Below are 14164 nucleotides of genomic sequence, written 5' to 3' on the forward strand. Positions count from 1 at the left end.
CGCGCTCTTCCTGAAGTTTTACTTTGGGTCCATACCAAAGATCGATAAGCAAAATTCAACGATCTTTGGCTAAGCCTGCACGGCGATTGGACCCTTTCAAGGCGTGGGCAGCATTGGCATCTCAACGCCATGGTATTATGTGCTAATAGCGGCGGATCAGGCCAACAAGCTTACCCTGCACACGGACACGATCCGGGCCGAAAATCCGTGTTTCATATGCGGGATTGGCTGCTTCCAGTGCAATGGATGCACCCTTGCGGCGGAACCGCTTCAACGTCGCTTCCTCATCATCGACGAGCGCCACCACAATCTCACCCGGATTGGCGCTTTCACCGCGTTTGATTATGACTGTATCGCCATCGAAAATCCCGGCGTCAATCATCGAATCGCCCTTAACCTCAAGCGCATAATGCTCGCCAGCGCCGATCATTTCAGGTGGAAGGCTCAGGAAATGCGTTTGATTCTGAATCGCCGAAATCGGTACACCCGCAGCGATGCGCCCCATTACGGGCACCGACACGGTCGCGGACGTATCATCATTCGTCGCGACTGGAGCAGGGCGACTTGGCTGCGGTGGGGCTTTACCCAAACTGCCTTCTATGACGCTTGGAGCGAATTTCTTCTGCGAATTCAGCCCCGGAGCGATGGAGTCGGGCAGGCGCAACACTTCAAGCGCCCGCGCCCTATTGGGCAGACGACGGATGAAACCACGTTCTTCCAAAGCCGTAATGAGACGATGGATACCAGACTTTGAGGCCAGATCGAGCGCTTCCTTCATTTCATCGAAAGATGGCGGAATCCCCGTTTCTTTCAGACGTTGATGAATAAACAGCAGAAGCTCGTGCTGCTTGCGGGTCAACATGCGACACCCTCCCGGCCCAGAATAGAGAAAAACAAAACCAGAACGAACACTATATGTTCCAGTCTTGTTCTGCAATGGTTTTAAAATGATTAACGTGCGGTGGAGTGTTTCCGTGCGCGCTCCGGCGTCGGCCGTGATCGCCATGCCAGATTGTTATAGATAGAAAATATACGTTATATAATAATTAGTTATGGAAACTTTCTTACCTATATTCTCGTACGATTTCCGTTGTCGACTCAGAGCATAAGAACGCGACAGACATCGCCGGCGGCGGCGGCGGGTGCATCTTCATCGCGGATAAGCAAGGCTTTCGATCCGACAAGAGCGGACAGCATCGACGAATCCTGAACCGGAAAAGGCCTGGCTATCAGCGTACCGTCAGGCGCTGATTCGACGGTCGCGCGGATATAATCGCGACGATGGTCGTTTGCGGGAAGGGCTGTGCCGAGTTTCGCGGACCGAATGTCGGCTTCAATGTGAGCGCCCGCGAGCCTCGCGACCAGAGGACGGAGAAAAACCAGGCTGCAAACGAGGCTGGAAACCGGATTTCCGGGCAAGCCGATAACGTGTACGGTTTTGCCTTTCACCTCGATGCGGCCATACATCAGGGGCTTTCCGGGGCGCATGGCAATTTTCCAGAAGTCGAGATCAACCCCGCATTTCTGCAGCGCACCGTGAACGAAGTCGCGGTCACCAACCGAAGCGCCGCCGATGGTCACCAGAATATCGGCTCCGCTTTGTAGTGTGTCAGCGATTGCGCGCTCCGTTGCGGCCGGATCATCTCGGATGATGCCGAGATCGTCGGGAGTACCGCCCGCGCGGCGAACGAGTTCAGCGATCCCGACGCTGTTCGATGCGACGATCTGATCTGGACCGGGAGTTTCGCCTGGGAGGACCAGTTCGTCACCTGTTGCCAGTATCGCCACACGTGGCTTCTGGAAGACTTCCAGCGTCGCGTTACCGCTTGCGGCGGCGAGGGAGAGCGCGGACGGGTCCAGCTCTCTCCCAACCGGGATGACGATATTGTCGGGGGAAAAATCAAGGCCAGCCCGGCGGATATGCCGTCCCGGCTGGATTCCCTCATTTATTATCAACCTGTCGCCGGAACGTTCGGTATGCTCCTGGATGACGATCGTATCCGCCCCGTCGGGGAGTGGTGCGCCGGTAAAGATGCGAACCGCCTCACCGGTGCCCAATTTGCCATCGAAACGCTTTCCCGCAGCCGATTCACCTATGACGGTGAACTCCGCAGGATAGGTTACGCCGTCCGGAGCGATGAGTGCATAACCGTCCATGGCGGATCCGTCGAAAGGGGGCTGCATATAATGCGCCAACACCGGAGACGCAACGATACGACCTCCGGCCTCTGCCAAGGCGACCTGTTGTTTACCGCGTGGTTCTGCGGATTTCAGGATTCGAGTCAGGGCTTCATCGACGGGAAGAAGGGACATCGCGTTTCCTCTCGAACTGAATTTTTTGCGTTATTTAGCACAGGGAGAAATCACGGGAGTTGATCCTGCGCAAAGTTCAGCGCTCAGGCTTTCCAGTCGCCTGATTTACCGCCGCTCTTTTCCGTAACCCTGATGTTGCGGATCTCCATGTGCCGATCGACGGCTTTGGCCATGTCGTAAATCGTGAGACACGTGACGGAGACGGCCGTCAGCGCTTCCATCTCCACGCCGGTGCGTCCGTTCAGCTTGACCAGTGCCTGCACACGTAGCCCCGGCAGGGTATGGTCAGGCTCGATATCGACGGCCACTTTCGTCAGCATGAGAGGATGGCAGAGCGGAATCAGATCGGAGGTTCTTTTGGCCGCCATGATACCTGCCAGGCGAGCCGTGCCGATCACATCCCCTTTTGCGGCATTACCTTCCAGAATGAGCGCCAGCGTTTCCGGCTTCATTCTGACCGAACCCTCGGCGACGGCCTGACGTTCGGTTTCGTCCTTGGCGCCGACATCCACCATGTTGGCTGCACCGGTCTGGTCGATATGGGTAAGCTTGCCCGCCATTGTTCAGACCGCACCGATCAGCAGTTCGCGGGTGGCGGCGGTAACGTCCGCCTTGCGCATCAGGCTTTCTCCGATGAGAAATGTTCCGATCCCGGATTTTTCCAACCGCAGGCAATCTTCGTGAGTGAATATGCCGCTTTCGCCAACCAGCACCCGATCGGCAGGCGCCATTTTTGAAAGGCGTTCTGAAACCGCGAGGTCAACTTCGAAAGTGCGCAGATTGCGATTATTGACGCCAAGAAGTCTGGAAGAGAGTTTCAGCGCACGCTCCATTTCCGCTTCATCATGAACTTCGATAAGCGCATCCATGCCGAGATCGAACGCGGTTTCTTCCAGCGCTTTCGCCAGATCGTCGTCAACGCTTGCAAGAATGATAAGGATGCAATCCGCACCCCAACTACGGGCTTCATGCACCTGATAGGTATCGAACAGAAAGTCCTTGCGCAGCGCTGGCAGATTACAGGCGTTGCGTGCCGCAGTCAGAAATTCGGGTGCGCCCTGAAAGGAAGGCGTATCGGTGAGAACGGAGAGGCAGGCCGCACCGCCAGCTTCATAAGCTTTTGCAAGCGCTGGCGGATCGAAGTCGGGGCGGATCAGGCCCTTTGATGGGCTTGCCTTTTTGATTTCGGCAATCAGCGCGAATTCACCGGTCGATCGTTTTGCTTCGAGAGCCTTCAGGAAGCCGCGCGGCGCTTCCTGATCGTGCGCCCGAGACTTGAGGTCGCCGAGGGGTCGTTGAGCCTTGGCCGCAGCAATTTCTTCACGCTTATACGCCTCGATCTTGCGAAGAATGTCGGTGGACATACGCGATCCTTTCCGTCAGGCCGCTTTATCGTTCGAAACGGCAATCACCTTCTGCAAGACGGCGAGCGCCGCACCGCTGTCGATTGACTGCGATGCCATCGCAATGCCATCCTTTACGTCCGCCGCCTTGCCGGCAACAACAAGTGCGGCACCGGAATTGAGCAGAACAATATCCCGGTAGGCATTTTTCTTGCCTTCGAGAACACCCAGCAAGGCGACCGCATTCACCGAAGCTTCACCGCCCTTGAGTTCCGCCGGATCACAGCGCCGGAGGCCGATCTCTTCCGGTGTGATTTCAAAGGTCCGAATGGTACCGTTTTCCAAGGCCGCGACCTGTGTGGTACCTGCGGTAGTCATTTCGTCCAGTCCGTCTCCATATACAACCCAGGCAGATTCGGAGCCGAGTTCCTTAAGCACCTGAGCCAGCGGTGTGACCCATTGCGGGGCAAACACTCCGACCAGTTGGCGCTTTACGCTGGCAGGGTTGGAAAGTGGTCCAAGCAGATTAAAGATGGTGCGGGTGCCAAGCTCCACGCGGGAGGCCCCGACATGACGCATGGCGGAGTGATGCATAGGCGCAAACATGAAGCCAAGGCCCGCTTCCGCGATGCTGCGCCCGATGGTGTCCGCATCGGCTTCGATATTGATGCCGAGTGCAGCAAGGGCGTCTGCCGCGCCGGACCGTGAGGAAAGCGCGCGATTGCCATGCTTGGCAACCGGAACACCGGCGCCTGCAACGACGAAGGCGGAGCAACTTGAGACATTGTAGGACCCGGACTGGTCGCCTCCGGTCCCGACAATATCAATTGCGTCGGCGGGCGCCTTGACCGGCAGCATACGGGCGCGCATTGAAGACACGGCGCCAGCGATTTCCGGCACGGTTTCACCGCGCACACGCAATGCCATCAGAAATCCACCGATCTGCGATGGCGTCGCCTGGCCTGACATCATGATGTCGAAGGCGGCTTTGGAATCTTCCAGCGAAAGCGGCTCACCGGATGCGGCTTTCGCAATATACGGTTTTAGATCAGCCATTTGGATATCCACCAGCCTTAAAACGCCAAGGCGTTGTTGATGACGGTCTGGTTTATCTTCACTGGATACTGCTTCTGCAGTTCTCCGACGAGTTGTTCAAGAACATCGTCCGATAGCGAGGTCGCCAGATATTTCTGCTGCTGTTCCGGAATGGCTTCCGGCCCCGTTGCGGCGGGTTCGGTCACTTCCGTTACCTTGAAAAGAATCTGTGCATCATCCGACGGTGCAGCTGCACTGCCGGTGAAGTCAATCGGACCACGGAATATCTGCGCAGCGGCAGCCGTTCCGATATCGGCATCATTGGTGGAGCGGATTACGCCGCGCTTGGTCTGCTTTTCAGTGCCTAGTTCGGTAGCGATGGTTTCAAGTGTCGCACCGCCATCGAGACGCTTCTTCAGTTCGTCCACACGCTGATTGAGGCGCTTCACAGCCTCTTCACCCTTCCATGCAGCCACGACCTTGTCCGTGACTTCGTCAAGCGTACGGTCACGAGCGGGCGTGATACCGTCGACCTGATACCAGAGGTAGCCGATAGTGCCCATGGTGAGCGGATTATTGTCAAATCCCTGATCGGCCTGGAAGGCAGCGGTGAGCAATGCCTCGGCGTTCGGCAACTGTGAAGGATTGCCGGAAGGATCGTTGCCTTCGGCGTCGACAGCCTCGACCGTGACGGATTTGAGGCTAAGTTTCTTTGCAACATCCGTCATTGAAGCGCCATCGGAACGTTCCTGTTCATAGGAATCATGAATGTCGTTGATGCTGCTCGCGGCGATATTGTTTGCCAGCGTCGTGCGAATTTCGCCTTCCACTTCGGAAAGCGCCTTTACATGAGCAGGCTCGATCCGGGTCACACGCAGGATCACGGGGCCGAAGCTGCCTTTAACGACAGGACTCACACCGTTTTCCGAAAGCGCAAATGCCGCTTCAGCCATTGCCTGATCGGGAATGGCGGATTTCTCGAAAGTGCCAAGTTTCAGATCGTCTTCGGTTTTGCCCTGTTCCTTGCCGATATCGACGAAGCTCGTACCGGCGGCGATCTTCTGGTGCGCTGCTTCAGCGGCTGCATCGTCCGCAAAATTGAGCTGTTCGATGGTCCGCTTCTCGACCGTGCTGAAGCGATCCTTGTTCTTCTCGAAATATTCGCTGATTTCGTCCTGTGTGACGGCGGCCGGATCGGCAATGTCAGCCGGTTCCAGTTTCACATAGGTGATTTTGCGGTATTCGGGCGCCTTGTATTCGTCCTTATGTTCATCGAAATAAGCTTTGAGCACGTCGTCTGCAGGGGCAGGGACGGCATCGGCCTTTTCGGCCTGAATGGTCACATAGTCGACGCTACGGGTTTCGCCCTGATGGAGCGCCAATGCCTTGAGGGCCGCGTTCGGAAGTTTCATCCCATCGGTTGCCGCTTCAACGATCTGCTGGCGACGAGCCACTTTGGCGCGGTTTTCGAGATAGTCCTGCGCGCGAATGCCTGACTGGCGCAGCACCGCATCGAACTGGGCGCGATTGAAATTGCCGCCTGCATCGTGAAAAGCCGGGTCTTCCGCAGTCAGGCGGGCAATTCCGTCCTTCGACAGGCCGAGTTGCATGTTGCGCGCGCCTTCATCCAGCACAACGCCAGCGGCAAGCTGGGAGAGGACCTGATTTTCGACGCCTATGGCTTTTGCCTGTTCGCGTGTCAGCCTTTGGCGGAACTGCTGCGACAGGCGCATCATCTGCTGTTCATAGGCAAAACGATAATCGGTGGCACTCACTTCAGAACCGCCTGCGATCAGGGCGGCATTGCCCGCAAGGCTGCCGCGGAAGACATCGGAGATGCCCCAGACTGCAAAGCTCAGAACAAGCAGGCCAAGCAGAAGTTTGGCGACCCAGGATTGAGCGGCGGAACGCAGGCTGTCGAGCATTGGAAACCCTTCAAGAACAAATCGAAGCTCGGATTTTATAAATTGAGCCAGTCAGGGGATAACCTCAAGCAAGCCCCATATGCAAGGTCTCATTGCATATGGAGGCCCAAGAACATTTGCATTGCAGCACGAATACGCTTAGTCAGTGGCAAAATTTGGCGCTGGTCTGCTTCGGGAGTGCGGCCGCGCCTGCTGTTTTAAACAGGCGAGGAGAATGAAATGACTCCGGGAATCCGTCCGCTGGTTGCTGGCAACTGGAAGATGAATGGTACAGGGGAATCCCTGACCGAATTGCGCGCTATCGCCGCCGGACTGAGCTCCGATCTCGGCCGTAAGCTCGATGCTGTCGTCTGTGTGCCAGCGACGCTCCTTTCTCGCGCAGCGGAAACGCTTGAAGGCGAAACGGTCGGTCTCGGAGGTCAGGACGCACACCATAAGGTATCGGGCGCGCATACCGGCGACGTTTCGTCCGAGATGCTTAAGGAAGCGGGCGCGTCGCATGTCATTATCGGCCATTCCGAGCGTCGGACCGATCATCACGAAAGCAATGAGACTGTTCACGCCAAGACCGAAGCGGCATGGGCGGCGGGTCTGGTTGCTATCGTTTGTGTCGGTGAAACCGCCGATGAGCGCAAGGCCGAGCTTACGCTCGATGTCATCGGCAAACAGCTCGCCGGGTCCTTGCCGGACAATGTAAATGCCGAGAACACCATTATCGCTTATGAGCCGGTGTGGGCTATCGGCACGGGCCTTACCCCCACGGTTCAGGATGTTCGTGCCGCGCATGCTTTTATGCGTGAACAGCTGATCGAACGTTTTGGCGCCAAGGGCGCGCATCTGCGGCTTCTCTATGGCGGTTCCGTCAAGCCTTCCAACGCCGCCGAATTGCTCGGCATTGCGGATGTCGACGGTGCACTTGTTGGCGGAGCAAGCTTGAAGGCAACCGATTTTCTCGCCATATGCGAGACCTATCGAAATTTGTAACCGGTAAATCGCTCCGCCTATCTTGGCCATGGGGCTTGGATTATCGGATAATAGCGTGTAAAGAGCCGCTCTAGTTTTAGGGATATAAAGACCGTAACCCATGCAGACCGTACTCATTGTCATTCATTTGTTGATCGTGCTGGCGCTTGTCGGCGTTGTGCTCATCCAGCGTTCGGAAGGCGGCGGCCTTGGCATCGGCGGCGGTTCGGGGTTCATGACGGCACGTGGCGCGGCAAACGCGTTGACCCGCACCACGGCGATCCTTGCCATCGGCTTCTTCGCTACGTCGCTGATCCTCGGTATCATGGCGCGTTATGGCGAAAAGCCGACGGACATTCTGAACCGTATTCCGGCGGCAACCGATGGTCAGACGGCCCCGGCTGGCGGTAATGGTGGCGGAATTCTCAACCAGCTTGGCGGCGAATCCTCGCGCACCAACACCAATGAGGCCGCGCCAGCGGCTCCTGATGCTACGCAGCCGCAGGCTCCGGCAGTTCCTGAAACTCCAGCCAATCCGGTTCCAAGTTCACAGTAATAGCTGATGACATGGCGTGAATTGCAAAACCGGCCCTTGAGGCCGGTTTTCTTTTTGTTAACCGTGAGGCCACAAAGTGTTGCAGTCAGGCAATACGCGGCCGCGAATCGCAATGCGAAACTGCGGCGGTGAATTGAGAACGAGAAGGCTTTGAAGTAAGGAATGCAAAAGCCTGACTTGTCGCTCATTGTGGCAGGCTGTTTCCTTTGTGCTTGAATTTTCGGGACCCGATCATGTTTTCACGCCGTATTCTGATTGCCGGTGTTGCTGGCTTCTGCATTGGAGCGACCGCTCCGGCATTTGCCGCGTCGCCGATAAATGCTGAAGCGCAGCTCAACCAAGCCGCTGCGTCGGTTCAGCAGGTTGCGCTTTCAAGCGAAACCAAAGCCAACCCGGAAAAGCCGAAGAAAAAGAAGAAGGCTTCCAAAAGCGGCAATACGGTCAAGGCGAACAAGTATAATATTGATCCGAAGTTCCGTCCGCAGGACGTGGCTTTCACAGGCTACAAGCCGGGTACGATTGTTATCGATCCGAAGAAGCGCTTTCTCTACCTCGTAGAAACGTCCACGACTGCCCGCCGTTACGGCATCGCCGTTGGCAAACAGGGACTCGAGTTTCAGGGCAAGGCTACGATCAACGCCAAGCGCGAATGGCCACGCTGGATCCCGACCAAGGAAATGATCGAGCGCGATCCGGCTCACTATGGACGTTTCAAGAACGGCATGGATGGTGGTCCGGGCAACCCGCTCGGTTCACGCGCGATGTACCTCTTCCAGGGCAATAAGGACACCTACATTCGCATTCACGGCACGGTGCAGCCATGGACTATCGGCAGCTCGGCTTCCAACGGTTGCTTCCGCATGATCAATGAAGATGTCATGGATCTGTACGAGCGTGTCGGTCTTGGTACGGAAGTGGTTGTACTTTAATTCACGGGCAACTATCTGAATGAGGCTGGGCTCATCGAGTCCGGCCTTTTCTTTTGCGTTTGACTGTTTCAGGAAGCGGAAGCTGTGGATTTCGAGCTTCGACGTGGCTTTCTGGGAATAGGGGCGCTAGAGAATGACTGACGTATTCGCTCCGGGGTTTCTGGCTCCGGTTTTTCTTTGTGCAACGACGATTTTCGCCTGACCCCGGCAAAAAAATGCCGCCGGGAAGCATTTTTTTGTGGCGGAATCAATCAGGAAAGTCTAACGAGATAAGCCCATGGCGCGATATGTATTCATCACTGGCGGCGTGGTTTCTTCCCTTGGAAAAGGCATAGCTGCCGCAGCACTGGCTGCACTCCTTCAGGCACGTGGTTACCGCGTGCGTATCCGTAAACTCGACCCTTATCTGAATGTCGATCCCGGCACGATGTCGCCTTACCAGCATGGTGAGGTGTTCGTTACTGACGATGGTGCCGAAACCGACCTTGATCTCGGTCATTACGAGCGGTTCACCGGTCGTCCAGCAAACCAGCAGGACAATATCACCACCGGTCGCATTTACCGCAACATCATCGAAAAGGAACGCCGCGGCGATTATCTCGGTGCGACGGTTCAGGTCATTCCGCATGTGACCGACGAGATCAAGAATTTTGTCCTCGAAGGCAATGACGATTATGATTTCGTGCTGTGCGAGATAGGCGGTACGGTCGGCGATATCGAAGCCATGCCGTTCCTCGAAGCGATCCGCCAGCTCGGCAACGAGTTGCCGCGTGGCACGGCAGTTTATATCCATCTGACGCTGATGCCCTATATCCCGGCTGCGGGCGAATTGAAGACCAAGCCGACCCAGCATTCCGTTAAGGAACTGCGTTCTATCGGCATTGCGCCGGATATCCTTCTGGTCCGCGCTGATCGCGAGATTCCTGAGTCGGAACGTCGCAAACTCTCGTTGTTCTGTAATGTGCGTGAAAGTGCGGTCATTCAGGCACTTGATGTGGCGACCATCTATGATGTGCCAATTGCCTATCACAAGGAAGGTCTTGATTCCGAAGTGCTGGCGGCTTTCGGTATTGATCCGGCGCCCAAGCCGCGCATGGACCGCTGGCAGGAGGTTTCCAATCGCCTGCATAATCCGGAAGGCGAAGTCACCATCGCCGTTGTCGGCAAATATACCGGCCTGAAGGATGCCTATAAGTCGCTGATCGAGGCGCTGCATCACGGCGGTCTGGCCAATAAGGTCAAGGTCAATCTCGACTGGATCGAGGCGGAAGTCTTTGAAAGCGAAGATCCGGCTCCTTATCTGGAAAAGGTGCACGGCATTCTCGTGCCGGGCGGTTTCGGCGAACGCGGTGCAGAAGGCAAAATTCTCGCTGCGAAATTCGCCCGCGAACGCAAGGTGCCCTATTTCGGCATTTGCTTCGGTATGCAGATGGCCTGTATCGAAGCGGCGCGTAACCTGGTCGGAATTGAAAATGCTTCTTCCACCGAGTTTGGTCCGACGAAAGAACCGGTTGTTGGCCTGATGACCGAATGGCTCAAGGGCAATATGCTCGAAAAGCGCGCGGCTGCGGGTAATCTGGGTGGAACGATGCGTCTTGGTGCTTACGAGGCAGCGCTGAAGTCGGGCTCGAAGATCGCGGAAATCTATGGGTCTACCGATATTCACGAACGCCACCGGCATCGTTATGAGGTCAATATCGACTATAAGGATCGCCTCGAAGGGGCTGGTCTCAATTTCGCAGGCATGTCGCCGGACGGCGTGTTGCCGGAAACTGTCGAATATCCCGATCATCCGTGGTTCATTGGCGTTCAGTACCATCCGGAACTGAAATCGCGCCCGTTTGAGCCGCATCCGCTCTTCGCCTCGTTCATCGAGGCGGCAATCGAACAAAGCCGGCTTGTATAAGATAATACGCGCCCTTCAGGGGCGCGTATTTGTTTTGCGGCCTTGTTTTTGAAGCCGTTGCACGCCAGATAAAGCGCCTGAACAGGTGCAAGGATTCGAGGTTCATGATGGCGACCGCCAATTCCTCCGTTAAAATCGGTAATGTCACTTTTTCCAACAGTGCGCCATTCGCATTGATTGCGGGTCCGTGCCAGATGGAAACACGCCAGCACGCTTTCGATATGGCGGGCCGTTTGAAGGAAATGACCGATAGGTTGGGCATCGGGCTCGTCTATAAGTCGAGCTTCGACAAGGCCAACCGCACGTCTCTGAAGGCAGAGCGTGGTATCGGTATCGAAAAAGCGCTGGAAGTTTTCAGCGATCTGAAGAAGGAATTCGGCTTTCCGGTTCTGACTGATGTTCACACCGAGGAACAATGCGCCGAGGTTGCGCCCGTCGTCGATGTGCTCCAGATTCCGGCTTTCCTGTGCCGTCAAACTGATCTTCTGATTGCTGCCGCCAAAACCGGCCGCGTGATCAACGTCAAGAAGGGCCAGTTTCTGGCGCCGTGGGATATGAAGAACGTTCTGGCCAAGATCACCGAGAGCGGCAATCCCAATGTGATGGCTACCGAGCGCGGCGCTTCATTCGGCTACAATACGCTTGTCTCCGACATGCGCGCATTGCCGATCATGGCCGGCTTCGGTTCGCCAGTAGTGTTTGACGCCACTCATTCGGTTCAGCAGCCAGGCGGGCAGGGCGGTTCAACGGGTGGGCAGCGTGAATTCGTGGAAACACTGGCGCGCGCTGCCGTGGCCGTCGGCGTGGCCGGGCTGTTCATCGAAACCCATCAGGACCCGGACAATGCTCCGTCGGACGGGCCGAACATGGTTCCGATCGACAAGATGCCCGTTTTGCTGGAAAAACTGATCGCTTTTGATCGCATCGCCAAGGGAATGTAAAAATTCAAGGGTAATTGTGAGAGGCGGGGGATTTTCCTCCGCCTTTTGTTTCGGTATTGAAGGCTCGCATCGGATTTGTTTAGCAGCTCCGCGCATGACGCGGGGCGAGATCTATAGGGAAGGACTGGCTCCTATGACTGCAATCATCGACATCGTCGGCCGCGAAATTCTTGACAGCCGCGGCAATCCGACCGTCGAAGTGGACGTGGTGCTTGAAGATGGCTCTTTCGGCCGTGCCGCGGTTCCGTCCGGCGCATCGACCGGCGCACACGAAGCCGTCGAATTGCGTGACGGTGGCAGCCGCTATCTTGGCAAGGGTGTGGAAAAGGCCGTGGAAGCCGTCAACGGCAAGATTTTTGACGCCATCGCCGGCATGGATGCCGAAAGCCAGTTGCTGATCGACCAGACGCTAATCGATCTTGATGGCTCCGCCAACAAGGGTAATCTTGGCGCCAATGCCATTCTCGGCGTTTCGCTGGCTGTTGCCAAGGCTGCCGCTCAGGCAACCGGCCTGCCGCTCTATCGCTATGTCGGCGGAGCTAATGCGCATGTGCTGCCCGTACCGATGATGAATATCATCAATGGTGGCGCCCATGCCGACAATCCGATCGACTTTCAAGAATTCATGATTCTGCCAGTTGGCGCTTCATCGATCCGTGAGGCTGTGCGTTACGGTTCGGAGGTTTTCCATACGCTCAAGAAGCGTCTCAAGGATGCCGGTCACAACACCAATGTCGGCGATGAAGGCGGCTTTGCGCCGAACCTGAAAAACGCGCAGGCAGCACTCGATTTCATCATGGAATCCATCGAGAAAGCCGGTTTCAAACCGGGTGAAGACATTGCGCTTGGCCTTGATTGCGCTTCGACCGAATTCTTCAAGGACGGCAATTACGTCTATGAGGGCGAACGCAAGAGCCGCGATCCAAAGGCGCAGGCCAAGTATCTTGCCAAGCTTGTCGGCGATTATCCGATCGTCACCATCGAAGACGGCATGGCTGAAGACGACTGGGAAGGCTGGAAGTATCTGACCGATCTGATTGGCAATAAATGCCAGTTGGTTGGCGACGATCTTTTCGTAACAAATTCGGCTCGTCTTCGCGACGGTATCCGCATGGGCGTTGCCAATTCGATCCTCGTCAAGGTCAACCAGATAGGCTCGCTGTCGGAAACGCTCGACGCTGTCGAAACCGCGCATAAGGCCGGTTATACCGCCGTCATGTCGCATCGTTCGGGTGAAACCGAGGATTCGACGATTGCCGATCTGGCAGTTGCCACCAATTGCGGTCAGATCAAGACCGGTTCACTGGCTCGCTCCGACCGTACGGCGAAGTACAACCAGTTGATCCGCATCGAGGAGGAGCTTGGCAAGCAGGCCCGCTACGCAGGCCGTAACGCTCTGAAATTCCTCTGATCCTTTCTGGAAATCCCTAAAGGCGGGCTTCGTGGCCCGCCTTTTTTGTTTCGCGCTCGATATGGCATCAGGGTTTGACCTAATGTAACTATATTGATATCAATGTTATTGCAATGATGTTGAATCTAGAGGGAGCGGCGTGGAATTCGCATGATGGCGCCGTGGGCGGGAAACTTTCACGGGAGAGAGAAAATGGCTTACATTGAAGGATTTGTCGTCGCTGTTCCGAAGGCAAACAAGGAAATCTACCGTAAACATGCAGCAACGGCTGCGGAACTGTTCAAGGAATTCGGCGTCACTCGGATGGTGGAGGCGTGGGGCGACGACGTTCCCGATGGCAAAGTGACGGATTTTCGTCGTGCGGTGCAGGCCACACCGGACGAGGAGGTGGTTTTCTCCTGGTTCGAATATCCCGATAAGGCGACGCGCGATGCGGCCAACAAAAAGATGATGAGCGACCCGCGCATGAAGGCAATGGGCGACCAGATGCCTTTCGACGGCAAGCGCATGATCTTTGGCGGATTTTCAACGATTGTCGATATTTGATCGAGCCCGTTGCTTCGCTTGCCGAGCTTGTAGTTGATCAATTATGCGTACCCCTCCGGGAGATGGTTTTCCCGGAGGGGCTTGTCGGCGTTCGTTTCCCGTTATCATTGGTGCTTCGGTGAAAAGGAGGCGGATGGCATCCGTGGGCCGAAAAGCGGAGCCGTTTTTATGGTCCGTTCATCCCTGGTATTGGTTCATGGTAAATCTCTGTTAAGCAAAATCGCGCTTTATGGTGGAATTCGGATTTATGGCCGGTCTCGGGCGGGAGTCTGTTCCGAGAGGCGAGAAGGAAGCGG

13 protein-coding genes are annotated in these 14164 nt (G+C 56.1%); 7 read left to right on the top strand and 6 right to left on the bottom strand.

The window, feature by feature from the left end:
• Positions 1 to 142: 142 nt before the first annotated feature.
• The 6 genes from lexA to FHS76_RS08260 all read right to left on the bottom strand — a co-directional run bounded on the left by lexA (position 143) and on the right by FHS76_RS08260 (position 6616).
• Complete coding sequence (gene lexA, locus FHS76_RS08235; protein WP_183650954.1) at positions 143 to 862, bottom strand: transcriptional repressor LexA; 720 nt, start codon at positions 860 to 862, stop codon at positions 143 to 145.
• Positions 863 to 1098: 236 nt separating this feature from the next.
• Positions 1099 to 2313 carry a molybdopterin molybdotransferase MoeA gene (locus FHS76_RS08240; RefSeq protein WP_183650591.1) on the bottom strand — a complete coding sequence of 405 codons (1215 nt, stop codon included), beginning with the start codon at positions 2311 to 2313 and terminating at the stop codon, positions 1099 to 1101.
• A gap of 83 nt (positions 2314 to 2396) precedes the next feature.
• Positions 2397 to 2873: a cyclic pyranopterin monophosphate synthase MoaC gene (moaC, locus tag FHS76_RS08245; protein WP_183650594.1), complete on the bottom strand. Its 477-nt coding sequence runs from the start codon at positions 2871 to 2873 to the stop codon at positions 2397 to 2399.
• Positions 2874 to 2876: 3 nt separating this feature from the next.
• The gene (gene trpC / locus FHS76_RS08250) at positions 2877 to 3677 is read right to left on the bottom strand and encodes an indole-3-glycerol phosphate synthase TrpC (protein WP_183650597.1); all 801 of its coding nucleotides are present in this window, start codon (positions 3675 to 3677) and stop codon (positions 2877 to 2879) included.
• Between the two features lie 15 nt (positions 3678 to 3692).
• On the bottom strand, positions 3693 to 4712 hold the full coding sequence (trpD, locus tag FHS76_RS08255) for an anthranilate phosphoribosyltransferase (protein WP_183650599.1): 1020 nt from the start codon (positions 4710 to 4712) through the stop codon (positions 3693 to 3695).
• 17 nt (positions 4713 to 4729) lie between these two features.
• A complete protein-coding gene (locus tag FHS76_RS08260; protein ID WP_183650602.1) occupies positions 4730 to 6616 on the bottom strand; it encodes a peptidyl-prolyl cis-trans isomerase in 1887 nt (628 codons plus the stop codon).
• 219 nt (positions 6617 to 6835) lie between these two features.
• Between FHS76_RS08260 and tpiA the strand changes: the two genes are divergently transcribed.
• The 7 genes from tpiA (at position 6836) to FHS76_RS08295 (ending at position 13868) form a co-directional block, all read left to right on the top strand.
• Complete coding sequence (tpiA, locus tag FHS76_RS08265) at positions 6836 to 7600, top strand: triose-phosphate isomerase (RefSeq protein ID WP_183650605.1); 765 nt, start codon at positions 6836 to 6838, stop codon at positions 7598 to 7600.
• A 100-nt stretch (positions 7601 to 7700) separates the two neighbouring features.
• A complete protein-coding gene (gene secG / locus FHS76_RS08270) occupies positions 7701 to 8135 on the top strand; it encodes a preprotein translocase subunit SecG (RefSeq protein ID WP_183650608.1) in 435 nt (144 codons plus the stop codon).
• 233 nt (positions 8136 to 8368) lie between these two features.
• Positions 8369 to 9064, top strand: a complete 696-nt coding sequence (locus tag FHS76_RS08275; protein WP_183650611.1) for a L,D-transpeptidase — start codon at positions 8369 to 8371, stop codon at positions 9062 to 9064.
• Between the two features lie 277 nt (positions 9065 to 9341).
• Entirely contained in the window at positions 9342 to 10970 is a 1629-nt protein-coding gene (locus FHS76_RS08280) for a CTP synthase (RefSeq protein ID WP_183650614.1), read from the top strand.
• 107 nt (positions 10971 to 11077) lie between these two features.
• A complete protein-coding gene (gene kdsA, locus FHS76_RS08285; RefSeq protein ID WP_183650956.1) occupies positions 11078 to 11911 on the top strand; it encodes a 3-deoxy-8-phosphooctulonate synthase in 834 nt (277 codons plus the stop codon).
• A 133-nt stretch (positions 11912 to 12044) separates the two neighbouring features.
• Positions 12045 to 13322 carry a phosphopyruvate hydratase gene (gene eno, locus FHS76_RS08290; protein WP_183650618.1) on the top strand — a complete coding sequence of 426 codons (1278 nt, stop codon included), beginning with the start codon at positions 12045 to 12047 and terminating at the stop codon, positions 13320 to 13322.
• 192 nt (positions 13323 to 13514) lie between these two features.
• Complete coding sequence (locus FHS76_RS08295) at positions 13515 to 13868, top strand: DUF1428 domain-containing protein (RefSeq protein ID WP_183650620.1); 354 nt, start codon at positions 13515 to 13517, stop codon at positions 13866 to 13868.
• The last annotated feature ends 296 nt before the right edge of the window (positions 13869 to 14164 follow it).

This window comes from Brucella daejeonensis (assembly GCF_014199265.1).
Taxonomy (GTDB): Bacteria; Pseudomonadota; Alphaproteobacteria; order Rhizobiales; family Rhizobiaceae; genus Brucella; species Brucella daejeonensis.

What these genes read in the sequence shown, in the direction of transcription:
- lexA (WP_183650954.1), bottom strand. Translation starts at nt 862, where the DNA reads ATGTTGACCCGCAAGCAGCACGAGCTTCTGCTGTTTATTCATCAACGT.
- FHS76_RS08240 (WP_183650591.1), bottom strand. Translation starts at nt 2,313, where the DNA reads ATGTCCCTTCTTCCCGTCGATGAAGCCCTGACTCGAATCCTGAAATCC.
- moaC (WP_183650594.1), bottom strand. Translation starts at nt 2,873, where the DNA reads ATGGCGGGCAAGCTTACCCATATCGACCAGACCGGTGCAGCCAACATG.
- trpC (WP_183650597.1), bottom strand. Translation starts at nt 3,677, where the DNA reads ATGTCCACCGACATTCTTCGCAAGATCGAGGCGTATAAGCGTGAAGAA.
- trpD (WP_183650599.1), bottom strand. Translation starts at nt 4,712, where the DNA reads ATGGCTGATCTAAAACCGTATATTGCGAAAGCCGCATCCGGTGAGCCG.
- FHS76_RS08260 (WP_183650602.1), bottom strand. Translation starts at nt 6,616, where the DNA reads ATGCTCGACAGCCTGCGTTCCGCCGCTCAATCCTGGGTCGCCAAACTT.
- tpiA (WP_183650605.1), top strand. Translation starts at nt 6,836, where the DNA reads ATGACTCCGGGAATCCGTCCGCTGGTTGCTGGCAACTGGAAGATGAAT.
- secG (WP_183650608.1), top strand. Translation starts at nt 7,701, where the DNA reads ATGCAGACCGTACTCATTGTCATTCATTTGTTGATCGTGCTGGCGCTT.
- FHS76_RS08275 (WP_183650611.1), top strand. Translation starts at nt 8,369, where the DNA reads ATGTTTTCACGCCGTATTCTGATTGCCGGTGTTGCTGGCTTCTGCATT.
- FHS76_RS08280 (WP_183650614.1), top strand. Translation starts at nt 9,342, where the DNA reads ATGGCGCGATATGTATTCATCACTGGCGGCGTGGTTTCTTCCCTTGGA.
- kdsA (WP_183650956.1), top strand. Translation starts at nt 11,078, where the DNA reads ATGGCGACCGCCAATTCCTCCGTTAAAATCGGTAATGTCACTTTTTCC.
- eno (WP_183650618.1), top strand. Translation starts at nt 12,045, where the DNA reads ATGACTGCAATCATCGACATCGTCGGCCGCGAAATTCTTGACAGCCGC.
- FHS76_RS08295 (WP_183650620.1), top strand. Translation starts at nt 13,515, where the DNA reads ATGGCTTACATTGAAGGATTTGTCGTCGCTGTTCCGAAGGCAAACAAG.